23 protein-coding genes and 1 pseudogene are annotated in these 25,618 nt (G+C 40.6%); 14 read left to right on the top strand and 10 right to left on the bottom strand.

Annotated elements, in window-relative coordinates:
- Positions 1 to 2 precede the first annotated feature (2 nt).
- The 3 genes from PSI06_RS03055 to PSI06_RS03045 all read left to right on the top strand — a co-directional run bounded on the left by PSI06_RS03055 (position 3) and on the right by PSI06_RS03045 (position 3,566).
- A complete protein-coding gene (locus tag PSI06_RS03055) occupies positions 3 to 1,343 on the top strand; it encodes a DUF1501 domain-containing protein (protein WP_273602885.1) in 1,341 nt (446 codons plus the stop codon).
- 256 nt (positions 1,344 to 1,599) lie between these two features.
- On the top strand, positions 1,600 to 2,313 hold the full coding sequence (locus PSI06_RS03050) for a DUF1499 domain-containing protein (protein WP_004587420.1): 714 nt from the start codon (positions 1,600 to 1,602) through the stop codon (positions 2,311 to 2,313).
- Positions 2,314 to 2,516: 203 nt separating this feature from the next.
- Positions 2,517 to 3,566: an NAD(P)-dependent alcohol dehydrogenase gene (locus PSI06_RS03045; RefSeq protein ID WP_273602886.1), complete on the top strand. Its 1,050-nt coding sequence runs from the start codon at positions 2,517 to 2,519 to the stop codon at positions 3,564 to 3,566.
- Positions 3,567 to 3,635: 69 nt separating this feature from the next.
- Here the strand turns inward: PSI06_RS03045 and PSI06_RS03040 are convergent, their stop codons facing one another.
- Complete coding sequence (locus PSI06_RS03040; protein WP_004587418.1) at positions 3,636 to 4,838, bottom strand: MFS transporter; 1,203 nt, start codon at positions 4,836 to 4,838, stop codon at positions 3,636 to 3,638.
- Between the two features lie 370 nt (positions 4,839 to 5,208).
- Here PSI06_RS03040 and PSI06_RS21640 point away from each other — a divergent pair.
- The 3 genes and pseudogenes from PSI06_RS21640 to PSI06_RS03030 form a co-directional block, all read left to right on the top strand.
- Positions 5,209 to 5,979 (top strand): annotated as a pseudogene (locus tag PSI06_RS21640) (PAS domain-containing protein); the annotation flags it as partial.
- Positions 5,980 to 6,027: 48 nt separating this feature from the next.
- Complete coding sequence (locus PSI06_RS21635) at positions 6,028 to 6,510, top strand: methyl-accepting chemotaxis protein (protein WP_232510987.1); 483 nt, start codon at positions 6,028 to 6,030, stop codon at positions 6,508 to 6,510.
- Positions 6,511 to 6,608: 98 nt separating this feature from the next.
- The gene (locus PSI06_RS03030; RefSeq protein WP_273602888.1) at positions 6,609 to 8,738 is read left to right on the top strand and encodes a TonB-dependent receptor plug domain-containing protein; all 2,130 of its coding nucleotides are present in this window, start codon (positions 6,609 to 6,611) and stop codon (positions 8,736 to 8,738) included.
- Between the two features lie 42 nt (positions 8,739 to 8,780).
- On the opposite strand, the gene PSI06_RS03025 is transcribed toward PSI06_RS03030, so the two are convergent.
- Positions 8,781 to 8,954: a DUF2986 domain-containing protein gene (locus tag PSI06_RS03025; RefSeq protein ID WP_004587415.1), complete on the bottom strand. Its 174-nt coding sequence runs from the start codon at positions 8,952 to 8,954 to the stop codon at positions 8,781 to 8,783.
- A 215-nt stretch (positions 8,955 to 9,169) separates the two neighbouring features.
- Here PSI06_RS03025 and PSI06_RS03020 point away from each other — a divergent pair, with 215 nt between their 5' ends.
- Positions 9,170 to 10,657 carry a dipeptidase gene (locus PSI06_RS03020; RefSeq protein WP_273602889.1) on the top strand — a complete coding sequence of 496 codons (1,488 nt, stop codon included), beginning with the start codon at positions 9,170 to 9,172 and terminating at the stop codon, positions 10,655 to 10,657.
- A 1-nt stretch (position 10,658) separates the two neighbouring features.
- Here the strand turns inward: PSI06_RS03020 and PSI06_RS03015 are convergent, their stop codons facing one another.
- Complete coding sequence (locus PSI06_RS03015) at positions 10,659 to 11,504, bottom strand: putative porin (RefSeq protein ID WP_273602890.1); 846 nt, start codon at positions 11,502 to 11,504, stop codon at positions 10,659 to 10,661.
- 238 nt (positions 11,505 to 11,742) lie between these two features.
- On the opposite strand from PSI06_RS03015, the gene PSI06_RS03010 reads away from it, so the two are divergent.
- Positions 11,743 to 11,931, top strand: a complete 189-nt coding sequence (locus PSI06_RS03010; RefSeq protein WP_273602891.1) for a 2TM domain-containing protein — start codon at positions 11,743 to 11,745, stop codon at positions 11,929 to 11,931.
- Positions 11,932 to 11,989: 58 nt separating this feature from the next.
- Here the strand turns inward: PSI06_RS03010 and PSI06_RS03005 are convergent, their stop codons facing one another.
- From PSI06_RS03005 to PSI06_RS02995, 3 genes are all read right to left on the bottom strand, one after another.
- Positions 11,990 to 12,427, bottom strand: coding sequence for an OsmC family protein (locus PSI06_RS03005; RefSeq protein ID WP_004587411.1), 438 nt, complete (start codon positions 12,425 to 12,427; stop codon positions 11,990 to 11,992).
- A gap of 147 nt (positions 12,428 to 12,574) precedes the next feature.
- Complete coding sequence (locus PSI06_RS03000) at positions 12,575 to 12,712, bottom strand: DUF2256 domain-containing protein (RefSeq protein ID WP_004587410.1); 138 nt, start codon at positions 12,710 to 12,712, stop codon at positions 12,575 to 12,577.
- A 1-nt stretch (position 12,713) separates the two neighbouring features.
- The gene (locus PSI06_RS02995) at positions 12,714 to 14,222 is read right to left on the bottom strand and encodes a cryptochrome/deoxyribodipyrimidine photo-lyase family protein (RefSeq protein ID WP_273602892.1); all 1,509 of its coding nucleotides are present in this window, start codon (positions 14,220 to 14,222) and stop codon (positions 12,714 to 12,716) included.
- A gap of 84 nt (positions 14,223 to 14,306) precedes the next feature.
- Between PSI06_RS02995 and PSI06_RS02990 the strand changes: the two genes are divergently transcribed.
- The 4 genes from PSI06_RS02990 to PSI06_RS02975 all read left to right on the top strand — a co-directional run bounded on the left by PSI06_RS02990 (position 14,307) and on the right by PSI06_RS02975 (position 19,315).
- Positions 14,307 to 14,915 (top strand): flavin reductase family protein, encoded by a 609-nt coding sequence (locus PSI06_RS02990; protein WP_273602893.1) that lies wholly within the window; start codon positions 14,307 to 14,309, stop codon positions 14,913 to 14,915.
- A gap of 71 nt (positions 14,916 to 14,986) precedes the next feature.
- A complete protein-coding gene (locus tag PSI06_RS02985; RefSeq protein ID WP_004587407.1) occupies positions 14,987 to 16,915 on the top strand; it encodes a S9 family peptidase in 1,929 nt (642 codons plus the stop codon).
- A gap of 261 nt (positions 16,916 to 17,176) precedes the next feature.
- Complete coding sequence (locus tag PSI06_RS02980; protein WP_004587406.1) at positions 17,177 to 18,631, top strand: ATP-binding protein; 1,455 nt, start codon at positions 17,177 to 17,179, stop codon at positions 18,629 to 18,631.
- Between the two features lie 9 nt (positions 18,632 to 18,640).
- Positions 18,641 to 19,315 carry a response regulator gene (locus PSI06_RS02975; RefSeq protein WP_029773415.1) on the top strand — a complete coding sequence of 225 codons (675 nt, stop codon included), beginning with the start codon at positions 18,641 to 18,643 and terminating at the stop codon, positions 19,313 to 19,315.
- Between the two features lie 18 nt (positions 19,316 to 19,333).
- Here PSI06_RS02975 and PSI06_RS02970 read toward each other — a convergent pair whose 3' ends face one another.
- Positions 19,334 to 20,188: a PA4780 family RIO1-like protein kinase gene (locus tag PSI06_RS02970; protein WP_273602894.1), complete on the bottom strand. Its 855-nt coding sequence runs from the start codon at positions 20,186 to 20,188 to the stop codon at positions 19,334 to 19,336.
- A gap of 254 nt (positions 20,189 to 20,442) precedes the next feature.
- Between PSI06_RS02970 and PSI06_RS02965 the strand changes: the two genes are divergently transcribed.
- Together PSI06_RS02965 and PSI06_RS02960 are read left to right on the top strand one after the other, a co-directional pair.
- Positions 20,443 to 20,718, top strand: coding sequence for an EF-hand domain-containing protein (locus tag PSI06_RS02965; RefSeq protein ID WP_248451086.1), 276 nt, complete (start codon positions 20,443 to 20,445; stop codon positions 20,716 to 20,718).
- An 11-nt stretch (positions 20,719 to 20,729) separates the two neighbouring features.
- On the top strand, positions 20,730 to 21,182 hold the full coding sequence (locus tag PSI06_RS02960) for a hypothetical protein (protein WP_004587402.1): 453 nt from the start codon (positions 20,730 to 20,732) through the stop codon (positions 21,180 to 21,182).
- Positions 21,183 to 21,310: 128 nt separating this feature from the next.
- On the opposite strand, the gene PSI06_RS02955 is transcribed toward PSI06_RS02960, so the two are convergent.
- The 3 genes from PSI06_RS02955 to yghU form a co-directional block, all read right to left on the bottom strand.
- The gene (locus PSI06_RS02955) at positions 21,311 to 22,612 is read right to left on the bottom strand and encodes an MFS transporter (RefSeq protein WP_273602895.1); all 1,302 of its coding nucleotides are present in this window, start codon (positions 22,610 to 22,612) and stop codon (positions 21,311 to 21,313) included.
- A gap of 4 nt (positions 22,613 to 22,616) precedes the next feature.
- On the bottom strand, positions 22,617 to 24,557 hold the full coding sequence (locus PSI06_RS02950; RefSeq protein ID WP_029773418.1) for a putative bifunctional diguanylate cyclase/phosphodiesterase: 1,941 nt from the start codon (positions 24,555 to 24,557) through the stop codon (positions 22,617 to 22,619).
- A 146-nt stretch (positions 24,558 to 24,703) separates the two neighbouring features.
- Entirely contained in the window at positions 24,704 to 25,543 is an 840-nt protein-coding gene (gene yghU, locus PSI06_RS02945) for a glutathione-dependent disulfide-bond oxidoreductase (protein WP_273602896.1), read from the bottom strand.
- Positions 25,544 to 25,618 lie beyond the last annotated feature (75 nt).

Here is a 25,618-nt window from a genome sequence, read left to right as displayed (position 1 = left end):
TAATGAGCCTAAATAGAAGAGACTTTTTGTCATTATGTTTAAAAGGCGGGGTATCGGCAGCTGCTTTAACTAGCTTGCAGCTACAAGCGCTAACGGGGGCAACTAATGCAATAGAACTCGGTGATTATAAAGCCCTAGTGTGTGTATTTTTATACGGCGGAAACGACTCACTTAATATGTTGCTACCCCTTGAGGGAGAGCAGCGTAGTTTATACGAGCAAAGCCGGCAAAACCTCGCAGTAGACAATCCGCTAGCGTTAAGTGTTTCTCAGCAGTTTGCAGGTGGCGTGGGAATTCATCCCTCACTTGCGCCTTTACAGAGCGTGTTTGAGTCGGATGATTTAGCCTTTGTTGGTGGCGTAGGCACTTTACTTACTCCCACCACATTAACAGATTACAAAAATAACGCGGTGCCTTTACCTAAGCATTTATTTTCGCATAACGATCAGCAAGCGTCATGGATGTACGGCCGAGAAAAAGCCTCTTTAAACAGTGGGTGGGGCGCACGTATGCTAGAGCGATTAGCTGTAGAGGATCAGTTTGCGGCAAATATCTCTCTCGATGGCACTAATTTATGGCAAACAGGCACAAATACCAGTGCCTTTGCGCTTAACAAAAGTGGCATAAGCACAATTAACGCCTTTGGTGGTTATCAGCCCCGCACTGAGCACGTTACTAACATAATGAACCGCTTGCTAGGCAATGCAAGCCATGTACTAGGGCGTGAATATGCGAATGGCTTAAATAGCGCAATTACCAACACGCAAACGATGAACAGTGCGCTTGAACAAGCCCCAGCGCTTACTACCACCTTTAGCGATACTAGCTTGAGTGAGCAATTAGCCGCGGTGGCCAAAGCTATTAGTGTGCAGTCGTCGTTAAGTACACAGCGCCAAGTATTTTTTGTCTCTATGGGGGGATTTGACACCCACGATGATCAGCTTACTGCGCACCCTGCATTATTAAATACGCTAGCTCAAGGGCTCAGCGAGTTTAACAGTGCCATGAAAGAGCTAAACATGAATGATAAAGTCACCACGTTTACTATGTCGGACTTTGGCCGCACGCTCACCTCAAACGGCGATGGCACCGACCATGGCTGGGCGGGTAATCAAATAGTAATGGGCGGCGCGGTAAAAGGACGTTCTATTTATGGCCAGTTAGTTACTCAGCAATTAGAGGGCGAATACGATACCGGTGGCGGGCGGTTAATTCCGCAAGTGGCTAACGAGCAATACTTTGCAACGTTAGCGCAGTGGTTTGGCGTGCCTGTTTCGGAGCTGGTTGATATTTTTCCAAATTTAAGTAACTTTAACAGCGCGACCTTAGACTTTTTTGTGTAATGATACTGACACGCCAGCCTAGGTTCGTTAGTTTAAGGTTAAAGCGCCGCTGCTTGATAATAAAAATGCGTTATTTAGTTGTTTTAATTAGCTTATTTTAAGGTTTTTGAACAAAATTTATTATTTAAAGCACTTAAGTATCACTATACAGTGGCGTTGGCTGTTAATTGTAATCTAAACCCAGTGCTTGGCAGTATAATGTACTGGTTTCAAATACTTAAAATTAAAGATCACACATGATAAAGGAATCATAATAATGAAAATTTTAGTGAGCTTAGTAAGTTTAATTGCTTTTTTACTCGTTTTACTGCCAGGGCCTTTATATAAGTATGGGGTTGTTGAACTAAGTACTGCGTTTGCAGGGTTTAGATTTGGTGTGTATGTGGGTGGCGCTGCATTAGTGCTGCTTGTTATACAGGTTATTTTTATGCGTAAAACGCTTAGCATGGGCAGCACTTTAATGGCGTTGGTGTTTGCAGCCATCGCGATTGCAATGCCACTGAGCATGATGAGCAAGGCTAAAAGCGTACCCGCGATCCATGATATTTCGACCGATTTAATTAACCCGCCAAAATTTGTGGCAATTGTACCGCTGCGAGCGGATGCTAAAAACCCAGCTGAATACGCAGGAGAAGAAACAGCCGCGCAGCAACGCAAAGCTTACCCTGAGCTAAAAACACTAAATTATGCACAATCAAAAACAGACTTATTGGCTGCTACCGAGCAAGCGGTTAAAAATTTAGGGTTTGAGCTTGTTAATGTTAATGCGGCTACGGGCATTGTAGAAGCAACGGATACCACCACATGGTTTGGTTTTAAAGACGATGTAGTTGTGCGTATCAATGATGAAGGCAGCCAGCGCTTTGTCGATATACGCAGTAAGTCACGCGTGGGGCGCAGCGATTTAGGAAAAAATGCTGAACGTATACATTCACTCATTGATGAGATAAATACGTTACTGGATAAGTAACCAACATTTAAGTTAAAAAAGCCCAACCTTGTTGGGCTTTTTTGGTCAGGGTGCATTCACTGCGCCGGCGTTAGGGTGAACCACATCAAAGTGCATACCGGTATTATTTTTAGAGGCAGCCCTTATGGGATTGGTTTTAAAATAAAGCACTTAAATAAGCGAAAAGGTAGACGACTTAAATTTTTACAGACTATGGAGTTGTTATGAAAACAGTAGGATATGCAGCAAAAAGCGAAGGTGCGCAACTAGGTGAATATACTTTTGAGCGCCGCGATTTACGCGATAACGATGTCGAAATTGAAATTTTATATTGTGGCGTATGCCACTCTGATTTACATGCAGTGCGCAATGACTGGGGAGGCAGCCGTTACCCGTTAGTCCCTGGGCACGAAATTGTAGGTAAAGTAAAAGCCATTGGTAGCGCTGTTAAAAACTATGCAAAAGGTGACACGGTAGCGGTAGGCTGCATGGTTGATTCATGCCAAAGCTGCAAACAGTGTGATAACGGCGAAGAGCAATTTTGCCAAGAAGGCATGGTAGGCACATACGCAGGTAAAGACAGAGAAACCGGCGAGATGACCCAAGGTGGCTATTCTAAACATATTGTTGTTCGTGAAGAATTTGTACTATCAGTCCCTGAAAACCTAGAGCTTTCGCGCGTTGCCCCTTTATTATGTGCAGGTATCACTACTTACTCTCCATTACATAAGTGGGGCGTTACAAAAGGCAGCCGTGTTGCCGTTGTAGGGCTTGGTGGCTTAGGTCACATGGCTGTTAAAAATGCCGTAGCCATGGGCGCGAGTGTAACAGTGGTTGGGCGAAGTGAGTCTAAAAAAGATGACGCAGTAAAACTTGGCGCGCAGCATTATTTAGTGTCGACTGACGAAGATGCAATGAAAGCGTCGCAGTCGGCTTTTGATATTATTATTGACACCGTACCTGTTAAGCACGATTTGTCTATTTACACACCCTTATTAGACATAGATGGGACGCTAGTTATTGTTGGGCAGGTTGGCCCCGTAGAAGAGCTAAACACAGTGCCTCTTTTAATGAGTCGCCGCCGCATCGCAGGATCACTAATTGGTGGGATAGAAGAAACCCAGCAGATGCTAGATTTCTGCGGCAAAAATAACGTATTGCCAGAGTGCGAAATGATTAATATTGACCAAATAAACACCGCGTATGAGCGAATGGAAAAATCAGACGTACGCTATCGTTTTGTTATTGATATGGCGTCGTTAGAGGCCCAGTAAGGTGGGTGATTAAATACCCTTATTAAAGTAAAAGAGCGGCTAATTGTATTAGTCGCTCTTTTTATATGCTTAACACGTTTGTGCTGCGGGCTGTTGTTTATTAAGTTGCAAGTAGCTTAAAAACCACATTACTAAGCCGCCTAAAAACAACGCCGCTGCGACATAACCTGTTTGGTTAGGCGCTGCACCTTGTGCAATAACAGCCCCGCCAACCCAAGGGCCGATAGCATTTGCGGTGTTAAATGCGCATTGTACTAATGCACCAATCATTGCATGGCCCTCTGGGGCTACATCCATTAATAAAGATTGAATAAGCGTTGCCAAACCCACACTGCAACCAATAAAAAATATAACCGCATACAGCATCCAAATATTGTAACTTGCGCTAACGTAGGCAATTGCAAATACGATGGTGCACACCAGTGCAAGGCCTGTGGTTTTAATGGCAGATTTATCGGCCGCTTTACCTAATATGTAATTACCTAAGGTACAACCAATACCAAACATCACCATAGCGATAGAAATAGTGTAAGGGGCTGTTTTAGTTACATCTAAAATTGTATCGGCAATGTAAGTGTAAATACAAAACACGCCGCCAAAGCCAATAATAACAATACCTAAAATAGACCACACCAGTTTATTTTTAAGTACGCCAAACTCGTTAAGTAAGTTAGATGGCTTAGCGTTATCAATATTTGGCACTACTTTGTATACAAATATAAACGCAATAAACGCTAAAACCGCAGCGCCACCTAAGCAATAACGCCAGCTTAGATTTTGCCCCACCAAGGTAACAATAGGCACGCCAACGATGGTCGCAATGGTTAAGCCCATAAATACTTTTGACATAAAGCTTGCGCGTTTACCCGAAGGGGCAATATCGGAGGCAAGCAAAATAGCGGCACCAAAGTAAGCGCCATGAGGTAAGCCACTTAAAAAGCGAAAAATAACGAGCTGCTCTAATGAGGTTGCTAATGCACTCAAACCATTAGAAATACACATTAGGCTTAAAAAGATCAGTAAAGCTTTGCGTTTTCGCATATTGGCCGTTGTAAGCATTAATACCGGCGCGCCTACCACAACACCAATAGCATAGGCGCTAATTGCATAGCCACTTTGCGAAGGGGTTGAGCCAAACGTTTCACTGATCAGCGGCAGCATAGGCATCATTGAAAATTCTGATAATCCTAAAATAAACGTACCTAGTGCTAACACTAATAAAATAGCAGCTTTATTTAACTGATTAGATGCCGACGCAACATCTGCACTCATAGAAGATCCTTTAACTTTGATTTTAAAAATAGTGAATAGCCACACATTAATTGCGTGGAGAGTAAACATATATTAGGTGTGGAGTGTGTCAGTGAGATGGCTATTTTAAGTTAAAAAGTGTACTGCGTCATGTATAAAAAATAGTATTTTTGGCTTGTTTTACTTTTGTTAATTGCTATAAAGTGTGACTTATTGGGTTAATTTATAAAAAGTTTTTAAAAAGCAGTTCACTAGCTAGTGTTTAATTGCTCGCAGAAAAACTAAAAAACACCTATATTTACAAAGTTATTACATTTATTGCTAGCTTACATATTATTTTTATATTTGTTTGTTATTGTCATCCTATTATTATTCCCTAAAGGTTTAACACATGTTTGGTCTACGAAAAGATAACGCCAAAGTTGAAGAATTGGAACGTCAACTCAATGAAAGTAAATCAGTACTATCCGCTATTTATAACCATGTAGCGTATATTGAATTTACACCCGAGGGAAAAATTTTAGACGCTAATGATCTTTTTTTAGATACCGTAGGCTACAAAAGAGAAGAGATAATAGGCAAGCACCACCGGATTTTTTGCGATTCAGACTACGCTAAGTCGAGTGAGTACAGCCAATTTTGGCAAGCGCTGCAAGGGGCAAACTCAACAAGCGGTACCTTTATGCGCTTTAACGCTAATGGCGAAAAGCTATGGCTAGAGGCTACTTATTTTCCTGTTGAAGTAAACGGGGTGGTTACTAAGGTTATTAAAATAGCGTCGGATATTACAAAAAATTATGTACAGCGAAAATCTCAAGAAGCGCTCACCGAAGCGCTTGATAAGGCGCTGGCTACAATAGAATTTAACCCCGATGGCACCATAATTAAAGCAAATCAAAACTTTTTATCTACGGTGGGTTATTCACTTGCAGAAATTGTTGGCAAACATCACAAAATGTTTTGTACCGACTCTTTTTATCAAAATAACCCTCGGTTTTGGGAAGAGCTAAGCGATGGGCAGTTTAAGTCGGGTAAGTTTAAACGAATAACTTCTGATGGCTCGCAAATATGGCTAGAGGCAACTTATAACCCAATTTTAGATAATAAAGGCAAAGTGACAAAAATAGTGAAGTTTGCCTCTAATATTACCGATCGCATAAAAGACAACGAAGCCGTTAGTGAGGCCGCACAAATTGCGTATGAATCGGCGGTGTCGAGTGCGCAAACGGCTAAAAGGGGCTCAGATATATTACATGATGCAATTGCAAACTCAGATGCAATTGTAAGCCAAGTACTTAAATCGGTTGATTTAATTAAAAACCTGAATGAGCAGTCAGCAGTTATCGGCTCTATTGTGTCGACCATAAGCAGTATTGCCGATCAAACTAATTTATTGGCGTTAAATGCAGCCATTGAAGCCGCCCGAGCGGGCGAGTACGGGCGAGGCTTTGCCGTGGTAGCCGATGAAGTTAGGCAGCTTGCAGCAAGCACCAGCAGTTCAACCAACGAAATTGCAACCGTAGTTAAAAACAACCAAGAGCTGACTAACGATATTTCAAAGCAAATCACCTCCGTCTCTGATTCGTCAGAGCAAGGCCGAGAGCTAATAGCGAAAGTCTCAGAAGTAATTCAAGAAATAGAACGCGGCGCAGATGCTGTTTCTGCTACAGTGTCTAAGCTTAACGCGAGTTAAGTGGCAGTAAGTTCTCAAAGTGCGACATTTTGTCGCGCTCTAAACTTGTAACTACATTATATAATTTATGCCATATATAACAGTGGCATAAATTATAAATGGCTCATATTCAACATATCCAACACACTTATTTATTCTCTCCTTTAGCACTTTTATTAACTGGCCTTTTATCTCCTGCAGTATTTGCAGATAATAACACTTTAGAAATTATTGAAGTGCATGGACAGGTACACAACAAGCACTTATCGCTTGGTTCGTCAGAGGCAATGCTTAGCAATTTAGGTGTTGATTTTTCGGCTGCGGGCGGGGTGTCTAACTTACCTATTTTAAATGGTTTAATGGGCGATAGAGTAAAAGTACTGATTGATGGCGCAGAGGTTACTGCAGCGTGCGCTAATCAGATGAACCCGCCTCTTTCTCACGTATCAACTAATCAAGTAACGGCTTACAAAGTAGTTGCTGGTGTCTCGCCTGTAAGCGCTGGTGGCGATAACATTGCAGGTGTAATAAGCGTTAACTCAATTTCACCACAATATAGCGAAAGTAGTGAGCTTGCATGGCATTCAGGCTATGTCTCGGCTAAGTACAGCAGTGTTGATAACGGCCAAAAACTAGGTGTTGGAGCACGTTTAGCAAGCGATACTGTGAGCCTTAATTACCAAGGGTCGTTTAGTGATGCCAACAGCTACAAAGATGGAAAGGGGAATGTGGTACTTGATACATTATATCGGGCTCAAAACCACAGCCTAACTGGCGCGATACGTGACGATAAACAACAAGTTGTGATAAAGCTTACGCATCAAAAAATACCGTATCAGGGTTTTGCTAATCAGTACATGGATATGACTGATAACACCAGTTATGGCGCTATTGCCCAATATAAGCGCAGTTTTGAAAACAGCGAGCTACAAGGACAAGTTAATTGGCACAGCGTTAAACACGAAATGGGTTTTTTTAGTAAAGAAAAAACCGGCATGATGCCCATGAAAACAGATGCAAAAGATATAAGCACACAGCTTAAATGGCGCCTTACAATTGATCAAAATAGCTCATTACTACTTGGACAAGAATATTATAATTACCGCATTGATGATTGGTGGCCGGCGATTGAAGGCTCAACCATGATGGGGCCAAATGATTATATAAATATTAATAGCGGTAAGCGTGAGCGTATTGCCTTATTTGCAGAATATGCAAGCCAAATCAATAACAAGCTCTGGTTAAATACGGGTATAAGGGTTGAGCGTGTTAATACACAGGTTGATGAAGTACAAGCCTATAACGATGGCATGATGAATACGGGCAGTATGAGCGCAATGACAACTGCCAATAATGCGCTAGCTGCCAATAACTTCAACAATGCAGATAGAGACAAAACCGACACCTTAGTTGATGTAAATGTATTAGCTAATTATCAAATTACACTTTATGACGAGCTGCAATTAGGCCTAGCCCGCAAAAACAGAGCCCCTAATTTATATGAACGTTACAGTTGGGGTGTAAGTAATATGGCAAGCACTATGATTGGCTGGTACGGCGACGCTAATGGTTATATTGGTAATCCAGAGCTTGATGTAGAAACCGCAAATACCATTAGTGCAACGTATTCAAAAACAGCAAAAAATGATGCGTGGCGGGTAAGTGCTAATGTGTGGTACACCGATGTAATGGACTACATTGACGCAAATATTGTACGTAGTTTTAATAGTTATGGGTTAGCAAATACAACACGTAATATTTTGCAGTTTAGTAATGTTGACGCCACACTTTATGGCGCAAAGCTTGATATAAGTAAGTCACTTTATCAATCAACACAGTTTGGCGAATGGCAATTAAAAGCAAACATAACGAGCACTCGTGGTAAGCGCCGCGACACTAACCAACCGCTTTATCAAATTAAGCCGTTACATACAGCGCTCTCATTAAGCCAGCAAATAGGGATATTTGAAAATGCACTGTCGTGGGAGTGGGTGGATACAAAATCACGCGTTGATGTTAACCGCTTAGAAAACCAAACCGTTAGTTACAGCTTAGTTAATATAAGCTCTAAAGCTTCTTTTGATGCGCTTACGCTGGGTATTGAGGTGGTAAACTTATTTGATACGTTTTATCAATTACCCCTAGGCGGGGTAAGTATTGCAGCGCTTAAGCAAGGTAGCAGCACGGGGTTTACTCAATTAGCTGGGCAAGGGCGCTCATTTAATATAAGTGCCAGTTACGCATTTTAAACCCATATAAAGCGTTGAGAATAGGTTGCTTGGCGCTTTAGTTTAATCTGATGTTGGCGTAACTTGCTCCGCGTTGGTTGTTTGCTGCGCCTCTAAAGCTAGTTTTTCACGCTCTGCTTTTGATACATACGCCGGTTTATTACTTTTATGCAATTTAGCATTAGCACGTTTATCTTTTTTCTGAAATTTGGTGACAATTTTTTTGCGGCGGTTCATTAGTACTAATACTCTGATTAATTAAGGTCGCGCATTATACAACCAATGCAATGTAAGCCGCTATCTAAATTTAAAGCGCGATTGTTGTAACCCTGCCGCAAAGGTCTATTTAATACTATTGCTTGGCGGTATAATTTAGCTTTAATACCAATTTAACTATTTAAGCGATTTATTATTGCGCATTGGTAGTAATGATTCATACAAAAGGATACGTTTTGAAAAAGTTAGCTTTGCTTTGCAGTGCTTTATTTGCTTTTAGCGCACATGCACAATTACATACAAATATTGATAGTGTTGCCGATTACGCTGTGGATACTTATCAACAATCACAAATTCACACGTTAACTAATTTAGTGGCTTTTCCTACGGTAAATAAAGAGTCGATACCCGCGCCACAAAATCCTGACTTTATTAATTTCAAATCTGTATTAAAAATGAAAGCGGCAGAGCTTGGGTTTGATTACCAAGACCTAGGCTACACCGTGCTTATAGGCATGGGAGATCAAAGCGAAAAGGTTACCGTTGTAACCCACGGAGACGTACAACCGGCCAATGCTAGTAAGTGGAAACAAAGCCCATTTATTATTGATACCTCAGAGCCTGGCAAATTAGTCGGGCGAGGCACAGAAGACGACAAAGGCGCAATAGCCACCGCACTATACGCCATGAAAGCGATTAAAGATAAAGGCATAGAGCTTAATAACCGCATAGAGCTGATGATTTACCTAGCTGAGGAATCTGACTGGGGCCCGCTTACAGAATTTATGAAAACTTACGAGCAGCCAAAATACGCCGTAACCATTGATGCATCATACCCAGTCGTAGTAGCCGAGAAAGGCTGGAGCTTAATTGCTCCTACTTTTAATGCTACCTCAAAACAAACTGCTATGTATGTGAGTGATTTAGCGGGTGGCGCGTTTAAAAGCCAAATACCAGAAGATGCAAGCTTAGTGCTGCATAACGCAAGCGCTGTAGTTATTAACTCATTAAAAGCTAAAGCTAAAACACTTAGTGACGTTGAGTTTAATTTTGAAGAGCAAGCTGAAGGCTTAAAAATAACTGTAAAAGGGGTGTCTGCGCACTCATCAGAGCCAGAGTCGGGCGTTAATGCTATTGCACACCTGAGCGAGCTATTTAAAAACGTCGCACTTGAAAATAATAGCGATGGCCAGCTTATAAAATTTGTAAATCAATTAATTGGCTTAGATATTCATGGTAAGCAATTTGGTAATATTGCCTACGAGCATGAATTCATGGGCCCAATGAGCGTAGCCCCAACCGTAATTGAACGCGATGGTAGTGCACTAACGTTAGCCATTAACGCGCGCCGCCCAGTTGGTAAAGATGAAAACCTACTTAAAGCGCAAATAAACAGCGCGATTAAGGAATGGGAAACTGCCAATAACGTAACGCTTACTAATGTCGAGACCATTATTGGTACACCTATGCTGTTAGATAACGCACCGCACGCACAAAAACTGCTCGATATTTTTAAACATTTTACAGGTGACGAACAAGCTGACTTTGTATCAATAGGTGGCGGCACTAACGCAAAGCTATTTGATAATGCCGTATCGTTTGGCCCTTCAATGCCAGGCAAACGTTATACCGGCCACTCAGAGCATGAATTTATTACGCTTGAGCAATTAGCGCTTAATTTACGTATGTATACCGCAATGATGATAGAGCTAGGTAATATGTAAGCTATAGCTGTTTTAATATAAAAGCCGCCTTATTTAGCTGAAGTGACTCCAGCAAGGCGGCTTTTTTGTATTTACTAAAACTGAGATTGTATATATCGTAGTCATCGTTATCGGTGTAATTAGCTGTAAAATAGTAGTTATCGTTAATAAAGTATTTACCTTCAACAACTAAATCTGAGTCGTATAAACCAACGCCAACTGCAACATGCTTATTAAAGTAATAATTTGCCAACACATTAAAAATTGAATCATCGCCAGCATCGAGATAGTCAGCATTTATAGTAAAGTAGCGTTCATCGTAAAGGTGAGCAAAGTAACGTGATGATAAGTCCCACGACTCTATTTCATCATCCGTCTCAACAGTAAAACCAATGTAGTCGGTGTCATTAATTTGGTGATTATATTGCGCTTTAAATAAATAAACTGTATCGCCATATTCGTAATCTACCATACGTGCAGATACTTTTAGCGAATCAGCAAATAAGTAACCTATGCCAAGTGAATAGGTATCAGTATCGCCAATATTAGGTAGCTCTATGGTTGCAAAAGCATTACCGTAAAAGCCTTCTCCAAAAATCCCTTTTCTACTAAAACCATCTGAATTAAAGTAATTTAAGCCTATATTACTATCTGTATCTAGGTAGCCATAATCATCCCACACTCCCGAGCTTTGTTGCTCTTCAAAGTAATAATGCGTAGATAATCCGTACACATTATCGCTGTAATAGCGTGAATCTATTTTTGCGTAGTTGATTGTATTAAACCATTGCTTTGATGCTGATTGTTCAGCGTTTACTGATGCTGTACAGCTAAGTGCAAGCAAAGAGAGTGGTATTAAGCAGCGCATAAGTATCCTTTCTTATAATTAAATAGGTGTATCTAGAAAAGGTATTATATTAAATTCTTTTTAAAATACATTTAAATAATTGTAAGTAACTGTATGTTTGTATAAGTATTTGTAGAGATGCGCTTGAAGGGGCTGCTATAAATTGATGACTAATGTCATATTAACTAATGACAAATAACACCTCCAAAGCTTAAAAGTTAAGGCAATAATAACCTTACATTTTAAGAGGAGAGCAAACATGAATACACCAGCATTTTTTGATATTTTAAAACGTTACTTTGTGGCTTTGGTATTTTTGACCGCGATAAACTTAATTACATCGCCAAATTATTTATGGGTAGTGTGGCCTGCCTTAGGGATGGGCATTGCATTGCTAAATGAGTTATTAAACTCAAATAACTCAAAAAGGGTTAGGGATGAGTGTTAAGCCAAGTAACAGGTTACCTGGCTTAACGCGTAAAACCGTAAGGTTTAAAAATTACGTTTTATGCGGTTGAGTCGAGCGTTGCGTTTAGGGAGATTTCGGTATTAAGTAGCTTTGAAATAGGGCAGTTTTTTTTAGTTTGCTCACACAATGCCTGAAATTGCTCGTTAGCAATATCTTTAATACGTGCGTTTACTTCAAGCGCTATATGGGTGACTGCAAAGCCGTCATCAACCTCATCAAGGCTTACGGTGGCTTTAGTATCAATTTTATCGGCTTTAAAACCGGCATCGCCAAGAGCAAGCGAAAGCGCCATACTAAAGCAGGCACTGTGCGCAGCTCCCACTAATTCTTCTGGGTTAGAACCAGGCTCGTCTTCAAAGCGAGTATTAAAACCAAATGGTTGTTTATCAAGTGCGCCGCTTTGTGTAGAAATACTGCCTTTACCTGTTTTAATATCGCCTGACCAGGTTGAGTTTGCCGTTTTTTTAATCGTCATCATCTTCTCCTTGCGTTGCATGTAAGCTTTTCAGGCTGAGTAAGTGCTATTTACATAAAACACCTAAATACAGCCTTAAAAGCCGAGTTATTCATACCATTGCAAAATAGACGCCAGCTCACGTATAGCATAAAGGATTAATACCTTTTAATTTTTATTACGTTTACAGCGCTCTGAGCAGTAAATAACGTTATCCCAATCGCGCTGCCACTTTTTACGCCATGCAAAAGGCTTGTTGCAAACAGGGCACATTTTTTGTGGTAAATGGCTTTTTTTATTTGCCATATTAATTACTTTTTGCGGTGTTTTTGTGTGTGCGAGTAAGCCCTACATGCTTTTTTAATATGTTAGGAATTGCACGTTTAACATCGGCGCGCTCGCGGTATTGCCATAAACGTTCGCGCGCTTGTTTGGATTTGGAGGCTTGAGTTAAATCAAGCATGGGCTCGGGGTAGTCTTCACCAAGTTTAAAGTCGTTAAACAGCGCTTCCATTGGTGTTTGTTGCCAAGGCTCGTGTAAATATTCTATCGGCAGCTTTTCAAGTTCGGGGCACCATTTTTTAATAAAGGCGCCGGTTGGGTCTTGATCTTCAGATTGCTTTATTGGGTTGTAATGCCTAATGGTGTTAATACCCGTAACTGAGGCCTGCATTTGTATTTGTGGGTAATGAATGCCAGGTTCAAAGTCTAAAAAGTAATTTGCCAAAGGTAAGCTTGCCTGCTGCCAGCTTATATTTAAATGATGCGTTACAAAGCTAACCAACATAGCGCGCATTCTAAAATTAATATAGCCCGTGGTTTTTAAACAGCGCATACAGGCATCAATAATGGGTATACCCGTTTGGCCTTGTGCCCAGCGCTCAATATCGTGTTGTACGTTGTCATCGTTTCTATATGGGAACTGATGATACCCCGCATTGAGCGCTTTAAACTCCATCGTACTCTCACTTTCAAATTTTTGCATAAAATGGCAGTGCCAATGCAAACGCGATACAAATGCAGCAAGCGGACGCTTCCAGCCTTTTTTGCTTGGGTGTTTTGCATGGTATGCATCAATAGCCATTTGGTACACCTGTTTAAGGCTAATATTACCCCACGCTAAATAAGGCGAAAGCCTAGAGCAATGAATACGGCTTAAGCTGGGGCTAGATATGCCTTTTTGATATCCCTTACCGCGCTCAGCAAAAAAGCTTTGCAATATTGTGTGCGCAGTTAAAGGCCCACCTACTTGAAAGTTGTCGTCATTTTGCGTGTAGCTGTCGGGCAATTTAGGTGTTTGGTAGTTATTAAGTGTAATGGTTTTTATGTTTTTCCAATTAGGAATAGCAATAGGAGCCTGCATTGTTTGTTGCCAGCGTGCGTTCCAATTTTTACGGTTTTTTTTGCCACGAATAACGCCGCCCGTTTGTGATTCAAGCCAGTTAACTTTGTTAGCTTTACACCATATAGCAACGGCTTTATCGCGTTCAAAGGTATTGTTTAAGCCAATTTCTTGATGGCTAAATATGTTTGCTATTTGGTATGTTTGATTAAGCGTGTTTAACAGTGTCAGCATGTTTTGGTTAAAAATATACAGCGCTGCTTTATAGCGAGTTAGCTGCTGATTTATTTCGCCTATTGATTGATAAACAAAACGCCAATGGCGCGCATTATAATGTGCATCCTCAAGCATTAGTGGCTCAAAGTTGTATAGCAGTAATGTGCGTAAATCATCATTAAATGCATTTTTAAGTGGTTGATGGTCGCTAAGGCGTAAATCGCGTTTAAACCACACTATGTTTATTTTTTCGCGCATATTTAAAAAAGTGGCTGCAGTTATGAAATACTGTACGCATTACAGCGCTTTTACGATTTGCAGTACGACGTATAAAGGAAAATTATGTTTTTAGATTTAACGCAAAGCACGCAGCACAATGTTTACTCGTATTTAGTTGGGGGTATTAGCCCACGGCCTATTGCTTGGGTAAGCACACTTAGTAAGGAGGGGATTGCTAATATTGCCCCGTACTCTTTTTTTACAGTGGCCAGCTGTAACCCGCCAGTGCTGAGCGTGACCCAAGTAAACCCACGCGACAAAGCCAATAAAGACACGCTTTTAAACCTTCAAGCCACTAACAACTGCGTGGTTAATATTGTAAGTGAAGAGCTAGTAAAAAAAATGAATCAAAGCTGCGCTAATTATCCACATAATGTGAGTGAATTTGAGGCAGCAAATATTGAAACAATCGCCAGTACACACGTAACATCCCCAGGCGCCGCAGCGGCTAAAGTAAGATACGAGTGCACCTTAAGAGACGTTATTCAGATAAGCGACGAACCCGGTGGCGGCAAAGTTATGCTACTCAACGTGGTGGGAATTTATATTGACGATAACGTGTTAGTAAATGGCTATATAGATCCCACGCGTTTAAACAGCATAGGTAAAATGGGTGGAGACTACTTTAGCTCTACTAAAGATAAATTTGTACTAAAGCGGCCACAATTGTAAAATAACAGATTAACTTTATACACTTACTGTTAACTCATTAAGCGTTACTTATAAAAACAAATGGATATTGAATGTCTAAACTTTACCTCACTTTAGTATTTGCCCTACTTAGTTTTAGCTGCCTATCAGCCTCTGATAAAAAGCTACCCATAGAAGCGTTTGCAGGCTTAAAAAGCATAAGCCAAGTTAAGCTCTCACCAGATGGAAATAACATTGCGTATGTTAGAAACCTTGATGGCGATTTAGTTTTAATGGTGCAAAGCCTTACAACAGGCAAGGGCAAGCCGATTATTAAATCGGATAACCACACTGTATTTTTTGACTGGTTTAGTTGGGCAAATAATGATGTTTTGTTATTGGGCGCACGATACATTAAATATCAATTTGGTGGGGTTAAGTATGCGTCTACATTAATGTATTCGTATAATCTAAGTGATGATAAAGGAATAAAACTGGCGTTTAGAGCAAACAACACGCGTGATGAAAAGCAGCCTCAGTTTTCTGACCGAATTATTAGCTTTTTACCGGAGCAAGAAAATAAAATACTCGTGCAGGGCGACTTTAAAATAGCCAATACCCCTGCTGTGTATGAACTTGACCTAACTACCTTACGCAAAAAACAAATACAACGTGCTCGTGCAGATGTAACCAGTTGGTTTGCTGATAGACAAGGCAAGGTTCGTATTGCTAAAAAAATGGATGAAACACAATTTACTTACGAGCTGTACAACGAGCAAAATGAGTCGTGGCAAACACTATTTAGCTACGAAGTATTTAGTGAGCAAAGCATTTCGATACTTGGCTTTGATAAAGACCCTAACTTTTTATACATCACTGCGTTACATGAAGGGCGTGATGCATTATTTAAGCTTAATCTAACAACTAACAAACGTGAGCTCATTTTTAGCGACGACAAGTACGATGTCGATGGCGATATTTTTTACTCCCGTAAAACTGGCGAAGTGGCAGGCTTTACGCATTCGCATTTAGAAGATGGTATTGCGTATTGGGATGAAGACTTAGACAAGCTACATCGCTCTTTACGAGCATCACTACCTAAAGATTCATTTGAAATGGATATTGTTAGCACCAGCGACGATCAGCAAAAATATGTACTTTATGTCAGCTCAGATAAAACATCAGGCGCCTACATGTTAGGTGACAGAAAGCGAGGTGATTTAACATTTTTTGCAGACGTTTACCCACACATTAACGAAAGCGTATACGCCGGTAAAGAGCACATTAGCTATAAAGCGCGTGACGGGCTTATTATAGAAGGCTACTTAACGCTGCCTGTTGGCTATGAGAAAGGCGATAAGTTACCCACTATTATATTTCCACATGGTGGGCCTATGGCGCGAGACTATGCAGGCTTTGACTATTGGACTGCGCTACTGGCATATAATGGTTACGCCGTGTTACAGCCTAACTTTCGTGGCTCAAGTGGTTATGGTTATGACTTTTTAATGCAGTCGATCCAAGGTTTTGGTTTAGCCATGCAAGATGACTTACAAGATGGAGCTAACTGGTTAATAGACCAAGGGATTGCTCAGCCAGATAAAATTTGTATTGGTGGCGCAAGCTACGGTGGATACGCCGCCTTAATGGCTGTTATTAAACACCCTGAAACATTTAAATGTGCGGCAAGTTTTGCAGGGGTGACTGACCTTGAGCATATTGTGAGTAAAGCCCGACACTTTACAAACAAAGACATAGTACGAAAACAGTTTGGAACAAATAGCGATAAGTTAGAGGCCAATTCGCCGGTCAATTTTGCTAAATCAATCAACAAACCTGTTTTACTTGTGCATGGTAGCGACGACAGTGTTGTCCCTATTTACCATAGTAGAGAAATGGAAGATGAACTAGATGACGAAGATAAAGATGTTACTTACATTGAGCTAGAAGATGGCGATCATTACTTGTCCTATCAGCCGCATAGAATTAAAACGTTACAAGCGTTCTTAGACTTTTTTGATAAGCATTTAAAAAACGATTAATAACAAAGGCGACTTAGGTCGCCTTTTTTGAGCTTAATTTTTTATATAATGCACATTGTTTGCACTTTTACTTGTTAACGTTATACGTTGTTATTAAAGGCGCTATTTATAAGTCGCTATAATAGAACACGCAATTAATACAATTGTTATTACAGGCTATTCTTAAAAGTGCTTAGAGCTTTTAAAAATATGTTTTAGCAGTAAAAAATACGCAATAAATAACAGCTCAAATGCTTTTAGAGTCAGGTTTATAAAAAATAAATGAAAATTCATAACAAACTTTTTTTAATATTATTTAGCTTCACCTTTAGCATTATTGCGGGGCTAGTTGTGCTTATTCAGTACAGTATTGGCCAAGGTATTATTGATTTTGTAAACGCTAAAGAAGTAAAAGCATTAGAGCCATTAGCAGTACAACTGGCTAATAAATACGCGCAAACTCCTTCGTGGGATAAAATTATAGGTAACGATCAGCGCTTTTTAAGGTTGGTTGAATCGCAATTGCAATCAAGCCAGTTTTTACCTAGTTTACGCGATATGCCACAGCGCCCAGAAATTCGCGGTGAACGCAGACCCAGACCCCCACAGCATATGGCGCAACGAGATCGTCGCCCACCGCCCGAGCATGCCGCGCACTATGCACTACTTGATGAAAACCAGCAGCGTATTTTTGGTAAATTATTTGAGGATTTAAAGTACATTAAAACGCCCATAGAGCTTGAAGGTAAAACAATTGCTTACCTTGCTGTTTCAAAAAGGAAAAGCCTAGCAGATGGGTACGAGCTGGATTTTTTAAAGCAACAAACTAACTATTTATGGCTTATTGCGTTAACCGCAGGGCTACTTACCTTACTGTTGTCTTTTTTACTGGCAAGGCATTTAGTTGGCCCTGTAAAGCAAATTGCCAGTGGTATGCATAAGCTAACCAAAGGGCAGTACAGCACCAAACTTTTATTAGATAGAAAAGACGAGCTGGGCCAGCTTAGTGAAGATTTTAACACTTTGGCCTTTACGCTCGCTAAAGATGAGCAAGTACGTAAACGCTGGTTAGCTAATATTTCTCATGAACTAAGAACGCCCATGAGCATTTTACTCGGTGAGCTCGAAGCTATGTTGCTTGGGATACGTGAACCAAATAATAAAAATATTAGTTCTGCTAACGATGAAGCGCTACATTTAAAGCGCTTGATTGACGACCTACACATGTTAAACAGCGCCGAGCTAGGCGGCATGCATTACACCATGCAACCTACCGACGTAGGCTTTTTACTTAACTCCATAGAGCAAAAGTATCACGTTATTTTTGAGCAGCACGCTATTAATTTTTACCTTCTTAATAGTGCTAACAACACCACAGTAAACGCAGATAAAACACGTATACTGCAATTGCTAGATAATATATTAATGAATGCGGTGCATTACGCCCAGTGCTCAACTATTTCTTTAAGTGCCAATAACGTAAATATTAAAGGCCAAGCCTATTTAGAGCTTATAATAGAGGACAACGGGATAGGCGTTGAGCAAACGCATTTATCGCACTTGTTTGAATATTTATACCGTGTAGACAGCTCTCGCAATCGCCAAGAGGGGGGCTCTGGTTTAGGTTTGTCTATTTGTCAGCATATTGTTAAAGGTCATAATGGCGAAATATCAGCCGAAAAAGCCAGTATTGGCGGGCTTGGCATTGTTATTAAATTACCCTTATTAGTTCAGTAGAGGATAAATATGAGTGAGCAAATACTCATTGTTGAAGATGAAATAAAACTTGCCAATTTAATGAGCGACTTTTTAACAAGTCATCATTATCAAACGCACCTTATTCATCATGGTGATGAAGTACTTAGCTGGCTTGAAAGTAATAAGCCAAGTGTTATTTTATTAGATATTATGTTGCCAGGGCAAAGCGGTATAGAGCTGTGCAAAGCGATAAGAAAGTTCTCTAATGTGCCCATTATTATGGTTTCGGCAAAGGTGGAGGAGATTGACCGGTTACTCGGACTTGAACTGGGCGCCGATGACTATATTTGTAAACCGTTTAGTTATGCTGAGCTGGTGGCGCGAGTAAAAGCAATTTTAAGGCGTGTTAATACCACAAAAGAACCGGTAAATAATGCCATGACACTGGATGAAAGTACTTACAGTGTAAACTATAAAAATAGCAGTATAGAACTAACTAATTTTGAATTTCAGCTATTTAAGCCCTTGTATTCTAACCCTAACAGAATCTATTCACGCGATAGCTTAATGGACACCATGTACGCAGACCAACGCATAGTTAGCCACCGTACTATAGACAGCCACATAAAAAAGTTACGTAAAAAGCTTGATGAAGTAACGCAAACCGACAGCGTTATTCAGTCGGTTTACGGTGTGGGCTATCGGTTTGTTCACCCTCAATAGCTAAACGTGAGCGCAGTTTTACTCATCGTCAGCGTTTTTAATACGCTCTAAACGGTCGAACTCTTCGTATTCGGCCGCTTGTATTTCATCGAGTACCGCATCTACGTCTGCAGATTCGTTACTGTCTTCAAATTCTCCGCTGAGCACAGTGTTTGGCGTTAAGCTGGCCTCTTCAAACAGTGCCCACATTTCTTTAGCGTAATGAGTGTTTAATAGGCTAGGTGCAAACTGCGCATAATAACGACGTATGTTGTTTACATCGCGCGTAAACATTGCTTGCGCACTGTTATTGGCTGCGGCGTTTACAGCTTGTGGAAGGTCAATAATTACAGGCCCTTTACTATCAACAAGTACGTTAAATTCTGATAAGTCACCGTGGATAATACCAGCGCACAGCATTAATTTAATATAATGAATCATCATACTGTACTGCTCAATAGCGTGTTGCTGCGTAAGGGTCACATGCCCTAACTGTGGAGAAACATCACCGTCTTCATCGCACACAAGCTCCATTAACAACACGCCATCAATACAGTAATAAGTGTCGGGAACTCTGACGCCAGCACGTGATAAACGTGAAAGCGCGTCTACTTCTGCATTTTGCCAAATTTCTTCTTCTAGTTGTCGCCCATAACTAGAGCGTTTACCCATGGCGCGGGCTTGGCGTCCGCCTCTTACTTTTCGGCCTTCTTGATACTGAGCTGCCTTTTTAAAGCTGCGTTTAACGGCATCTTTGTAGACTTTAGCACAGCGAATTTCGCCACCGCTGCGCACCACAAATACATCCGCTTCTTTACCGCTCATTAAGCGGCTTATCACTTCATCAATTAGGCCATCATCAACGAGTGGCTGGAGGCGTTTAGGTATTTTCACTGCGATACAACTAGAAAAATTGGAAGATTAAACATGTATGTTAATAAGTCCTTGGTATGTTAGCTCTCAAAACAGGTGTTGAAAGTGGTTTTAAGTAATTAGTTATCACAATAACCGAAATACCGAATAAGGTAAAAATAACATGATAAAAATCGGATTTATTTTTATTTCCTTATTGTTTGCACAATGTTTGCATTTTTTAAGCGTACTTTATATTCATACCCTTTATTAATATTTAACCCAAGGTGACCACGATGAAGCATTTTCCTACTTTTGCCGTTGCTGCATTATTATCAATGGCTTTTTCAGCCAATGTTGCAGCCAGAGGCGGTGATAACCCACCACCTAAACCTGACTTTTCAAGCATAGATGCAGATGGTGACGGTGTGATTAGCCTCGCAGAATTTAGCGAAAGTGCGCCACCGCAAGGCGATGCGCAAACTATTTTTGACGAAATAGATGCCGATGGGAATGGCGAAATTAGCGAACAAGAATTAAGTGAACACAAGCCACCACGCCGCGCACGTTAAGGGAGAAAAATATGATCAACAGTATTGGTAGCTCAGCGAGTTTTATGACTCAACAATCTAGCCAAGTAAGCGCTTTAACTTCAGAGCAAACTGAGTTTGTTAAAGAAACACTTGCAGAATTTGATGCACAAAACCTAAGCACGGAAGATGCGCAAAGCATTCAAGCCGCATTTGAAGAGCAGGGGATCTCGCCGACAAAAGAGTTGGCTGATTTAATGAGCGAACTTGATTTTGACGCTAAAAGTATTGGCGATGCAGGACGCCCTGAAGGGCAACGCCCGCCGCCACCGCCACAAAACTCATTAGAGTCTGTTGATACTGACGAAGTGGTTAGCTACTTAGATGAGTTATTAACTGAGTATTCAAGCCAGCTATCTGATGAAGATAAAGAATCAATTCTTTCATCGGTACAAGAAAAATTTGGCTTAAGTGAAGGTGATTCACTGCTAAATGTAACTGCTTAGGTGATATAACTTGAGGTAAAGCTGACTGTTTATCCTTAGGTCTTAAGTCCAAAGCCCGGCAATTATTTTGTTGGGCTTTTTTATTATACCAATTCGCTTAATTGATCACGTATTATTGCGCATTGGTATTACTCTGCTTGAGGCAAAAAAATCGCGCTAATAGCACCTAACAAACCGAGCAGGCTATACAACAGAATAAGCTGTGCGGTTGATAAAAATGCTTCTAAAAGCCCTATACTCCCTAACATTAAAAGCAAAATGCCAATTACAGTATTACTAACCGACACGTAATCAGTGCGTTTATTGCCTTGTGCCATATCCACTAAATAGGTTTTACGCCCGAGCCGTACGCCTTGATGAGCTATGCAAAGCAAAAAATAAAAACCAGGTATTACCCAAGCATATTCAAACAGCTGGCTATACCATGTGGCTATTACAAACACACTCACGCCGTTTATGGTGACAAGCAACGCACTTAATACAAGCACCTTTTGGCTAGAAAAATCGCTGAGTCTTCCCCATATTGGCCCAGAAATTAAACTTGCTAAGCCAGACACGGCTAAAAATACTGCCAATAATGAAAATTCAAACTGCTGAGAGCTTGCTAAAATAATATAAAAAGGCGCGCTTAGGGCTGAGCAAAGTAAAAAGGCGCGGGTAATTACAAAGTGTGCAAATTGTTTATCTTGATAAAGCAGCTTTAATTTACTTAGCGCATTTAAAAAGCCATTTTTACCGCCTTGTGTCGCGCCTTTGTATTCGTTTATGCGGCTATAAAAAAGTGCAGCAATAACCCACAAAACGGCGCCTAAACACAGCGCAATTAATACCGTATTTTGCTCTTTTTGCCCCGAAAAAAACCACATCATTAAACCAAAAGTGAGTGTTGCAAAGCCAGCTATACTTGCCGCCAGGCCACTAATATTGCCCCGCTTTTTTTTAGGAATAACTTTACCTAATACATCTTTAGCGGCAATAGAATTAAACCCGCGGGCGAGGCTAAAGAGCACCAGCAGAGCTAAAATTGCATAGCCAGCCTGAGCGCCTTCTAGCACAAATGAAACACCAACCATAGCGCCAATACATACCGCTTGGGCAAATGCACCGCAAACCCATACCCACTTTCTTACAGAGAGTTTACGGATAATATTGGCTATCGCTAATTGTGGTAATAAAGAGCCAGATTCTCTTATAGGCACGAGCCACGCTATAAACGCGCTTGGCACGTTTAAGCTTTGCATTAACCAAGGCAGAGTGACTTTAGGGTTGAGGAGGGCATCGGCAAACTTACTAAAAAGCTGGCTTGTTAATAAAAGAATAAAGTTACCGGCCACTTCTTTGCAGTCATCTTCGTTTATGTCTTTACAAGCGCGTGCGTCTTCATCGTTGTTAAGGCGTTTATAGACTTGCTCTTTAGTGAGTTTTTTCATACTGCTAGCTACACAATTTATTTTGCTCTTTGAGGTACGAATCTACAAAGTGTTGTTCCATAGGTTTAGAAAAGTAATAACCTTGTAGGTGAGACACGCCAATTTCTTTTAGCATGTTGGCTTGCTCTAGGGTTTCTACACCTTCGGCAACTACTATAAAATCAAGTGTTGAGGCCATTTGCACAATCGCATGAATTATACTTAACCCTCGCTTATCCATATTTTGAATGAAACTTTTATCTATTTTTACTATGTCTACACCAATATCTAACATGCTCGACAAGGAAGAGTACCCAGTACCGAAGTCGTCAATAGAAATACAAAATCCTTGTTTTTGAAGCTCTTTTACTGCTGCTAAAAAGGTGAGCTTATCTTCAGCAAACACAGATTCAGTGATTTCAAGGTGTAGGTTTTCTGGCTTTACACCGTATTGATCAACGATATTTACAACCTTAGTGACAAAATCAGGGTCTTGAAGTTGTATTACAGATACATTAACGCTCACAGCAATAGGGGGTTGTACGTTTTTAAACGTGCAAGCTTGCACACACGCTTGCTCAATCACCCATAAGCCAAGTTCGGTTATGAGGTTGTATTGCTCGGCAATGGCAATAAATTCATCAGGAAATATCGCTTCGTCATTTAATTGCCAGCGTAAAAGTGACTCAAAGGAGGTCACCTTCGCTGTTTGGCTATCCACAATAGGCTGAAACACTAACCGCAAGCCGTTGTCTTTTATTGCACTTGCCAAGCGCTTGCTGAGCAATTGTTCGCGTTCTTGTTGGCGCTTTAAGTCATTGTTGTAAATATTTACGCAGCCTTTGGCAATACGTTTTTGATGGTACATGGCTAAATCTGCTGAACGAATTAACGCGCTTAAATCACCCTCATGCTCAGGAAATAACGCTATGCCAATAGTGGCAGATACCCAGCTTTGGTATTTATATCGTTCATGCTCGGCACGAATGCTTTTAATAACCTTTTTGGCAAAATCAAATAAGTCTTGTTCATCCTCATAGGTTGTTAAAATTAAAAATTCATCTCCGCCCCAGCGGCATTTGTATAAGTGGCGGGTGCAAACGTTAGTGAGTCGCTCGGCTATTTCTTTAAGTACTTGGTCGCCAACTTTATGACCCATAGAGTCATTAATTTGCTTAAAGCCATCTAGGTCTACAAAAAGTAAAGCGAGTTTCTCCTCGGGGTGATCTGCCAGTTGTTTATTTGCCACTTTTAAAAAAGCGGTGCGGTTTAACAAGCTTGTTAGCGGGTCAGTATTTGATAAACGGTAAATTTCTTCTGTGCGTGTTTCTACTTTGCTTTCCATTTCGTTAAGTAGTTCGCGGTTTTGATTTCGTAATTTTATGGCCGTTTGGGTAAATGTGGCCGACTTATAAGAAGAGGCGACCATAATTGCCGAAAAAGTAATGCCTAAAAAACCTAATACATAGTGGTAATAGTCATCAGATAAGGTTAGTACTATAGAGTAAGGCATTAATAAAATAATGCTGTAACACACCGAGGTAAAGCGACTACCCGAGAGCAAATTGGCTGAGCCTCCAGCAAATGCCGACAAAATAGCTATTGTGGTGGTAATTTCAACGGTGGATGAGCTTTTATGAAACCACAATGCGTAACATGACCACGAAATCGCGGTTGCTATACACCCCACCGAAAAGCGTTTTAAAAAGCTATTTGCATTAAAAGGCTGGTTAACTTCTTTGGTGTAGTTAAAGTAAATAACATCCATTAGCCTTGCTGCTAAAACAACCAGCATGAAAAAAAGCCAAATTATTTTTTCTTGATTTGTTCTCTCATCCGTTAGGTCAAATGCAAATACAAGTACAAAGCTAACTAACGCCGAAACACCAATGCCAGATAAAGCATTAGAATATAAAAGTTTTACGGCTTCTCTGCGTTCATCACTATTTAAATTTTTATATTGCACTCATTAAAGCCTTATGAAAAGTAATGCGGGTAAAGCAGGTTACATTTTATAAAAACACAATAATAAATATAGTTTAATGACAGGGAAAATGCAGATTTTAAATAAAAAAATGCCCATAACACAATGTCTTGTTATGGGCTGTTAGATTAAAAGTCGCTGGCGTTATGTCGTTCGCTAAGTTGCTCTTCTTCAGGGCCCCAAGTGCGATTAACACGTTGACCACGTTTAACAGCGGGACGCTTTGCTATTTGCTCTGCCCAGCGCATTACATGAGTGTAAGAGGCAACATCTAAAAACTCAGCGGCGTCGTATAATTTTCCAAGCACCAACGAGCCATACCAAGGCCAAATGGCAATGTCGGCAATAGAGTATTCACTACCCGCCATGTATTCGTTTTCACTTAAGTGGCGATTTAATACATCGAGCTGGCGTTTAGTTTCCATAGTAAAACGGTCTATTGGGTATCGCATTTTTGTTGGTGCGTAGCTATAAAAATGACCAAATCCGCCACCTAAATAAGGCGCTGAACCCATTTGCCAAAATAGCCAATTACGGCACTCGGTCTTGGCTTTAAAATCTTTTGGGATTAGCACATCAAATTTTTCTGCCAAGTATTGTAAAATTGAACCTGACTCAAAAATGCGTGTTGGTGGCGTGGTAGAGTGATCCATTAGCGCAGGAATTTTAGAGTTTGGATTAATATCAACAAAGTCTGAGCCAAATTGGTCGCCTTCGCCAATGTTAATTAAATAGGCATCGTAGTCGGCATCGGTTAGGCCAAGCTCTAATAACTCTTCAAACATAATGGTCGCTTTTTGGCCATTAGGCGTGGCTAATGAATAAAGTTGAAACGCATGCTTGCCAATTTCTAAGGTTTTGTCATGAGTGGCGCCGGCAATAGGGCGGTTAATATTAGCAAATTTACCACCACTTTCGCTGTCCCACGTCCAAACTTTAGGCGGCGTGTATTCGTGTTCATTACTCATAAATAACCTCAATTTAAAAATGTAATTAATTTATATACTCATAGATAACAAGCTGGGGGCGTAAAAAATTAATTA

The organism is Pseudoalteromonas sp. GABNS16E (assembly GCF_028598715.1).
Taxonomy (GTDB): Bacteria; Pseudomonadota; Gammaproteobacteria; order Enterobacterales; family Alteromonadaceae; genus Pseudoalteromonas; species Pseudoalteromonas atlantica.
Note: the sequence above shows the minus strand (reverse complement) of the source record. Positions and strands in the feature narration are given on the sequence as shown.

What these genes read in the sequence shown, in the direction of transcription:
- PSI06_RS03055 (WP_273602885.1), top strand. Translation starts at nt 3, where the DNA reads ATGAGCCTAAATAGAAGAGACTTTTTGTCATTATGTTTAAAAGGCGGG.
- PSI06_RS03050 (WP_004587420.1), top strand. Translation starts at nt 1,600, where the DNA reads ATGAAAATTTTAGTGAGCTTAGTAAGTTTAATTGCTTTTTTACTCGTT.
- PSI06_RS03045 (WP_273602886.1), top strand. Translation starts at nt 2,517, where the DNA reads ATGAAAACAGTAGGATATGCAGCAAAAAGCGAAGGTGCGCAACTAGGT.
- PSI06_RS03040 (WP_004587418.1), bottom strand. Translation starts at nt 4,838, where the DNA reads ATGAGTGCAGATGTTGCGTCGGCATCTAATCAGTTAAATAAAGCTGCT.
- PSI06_RS03030 (WP_273602888.1), top strand. Translation starts at nt 6,609, where the DNA reads ATGGCTCATATTCAACATATCCAACACACTTATTTATTCTCTCCTTTA.
- PSI06_RS03025 (WP_004587415.1), bottom strand. Translation starts at nt 8,954, where the DNA reads ATGAACCGCCGCAAAAAAATTGTCACCAAATTTCAGAAAAAAGATAAA.
- PSI06_RS03015 (WP_273602890.1), bottom strand. Translation starts at nt 11,504, where the DNA reads ATGCGCTGCTTAATACCACTCTCTTTGCTTGCACTTAGCTGTACAGCA.
- PSI06_RS03010 (WP_273602891.1), top strand. Translation starts at nt 11,743, where the DNA reads ATGAATACACCAGCATTTTTTGATATTTTAAAACGTTACTTTGTGGCT.
- PSI06_RS03005 (WP_004587411.1), bottom strand. Translation starts at nt 12,427, where the DNA reads ATGACGATTAAAAAAACGGCAAACTCAACCTGGTCAGGCGATATTAAA.
- PSI06_RS03000 (WP_004587410.1), bottom strand. Translation starts at nt 12,712, where the DNA reads ATGGCAAATAAAAAAAGCCATTTACCACAAAAAATGTGCCCTGTTTGC.
- PSI06_RS02995 (WP_273602892.1), bottom strand. Translation starts at nt 14,222, where the DNA reads ATGCGCGAAAAAATAAACATAGTGTGGTTTAAACGCGATTTACGCCTT.
- PSI06_RS02990 (WP_273602893.1), top strand. Translation starts at nt 14,307, where the DNA reads ATGTTTTTAGATTTAACGCAAAGCACGCAGCACAATGTTTACTCGTAT.
- PSI06_RS02985 (WP_004587407.1), top strand. Translation starts at nt 14,987, where the DNA reads ATGTCTAAACTTTACCTCACTTTAGTATTTGCCCTACTTAGTTTTAGC.
- PSI06_RS02980 (WP_004587406.1), top strand. Translation starts at nt 17,177, where the DNA reads ATGAAAATTCATAACAAACTTTTTTTAATATTATTTAGCTTCACCTTT.
- PSI06_RS02975 (WP_029773415.1), top strand. Translation starts at nt 18,641, where the DNA reads ATGAGTGAGCAAATACTCATTGTTGAAGATGAAATAAAACTTGCCAAT.
- PSI06_RS02965 (WP_248451086.1), top strand. Translation starts at nt 20,443, where the DNA reads ATGAAGCATTTTCCTACTTTTGCCGTTGCTGCATTATTATCAATGGCT.
- PSI06_RS02960 (WP_004587402.1), top strand. Translation starts at nt 20,730, where the DNA reads ATGATCAACAGTATTGGTAGCTCAGCGAGTTTTATGACTCAACAATCT.
- PSI06_RS02955 (WP_273602895.1), bottom strand. Translation starts at nt 22,612, where the DNA reads ATGAAAAAACTCACTAAAGAGCAAGTCTATAAACGCCTTAACAACGAT.
- yghU (WP_273602896.1), bottom strand. Translation starts at nt 25,543, where the DNA reads ATGAGTAATGAACACGAATACACGCCGCCTAAAGTTTGGACGTGGGAC.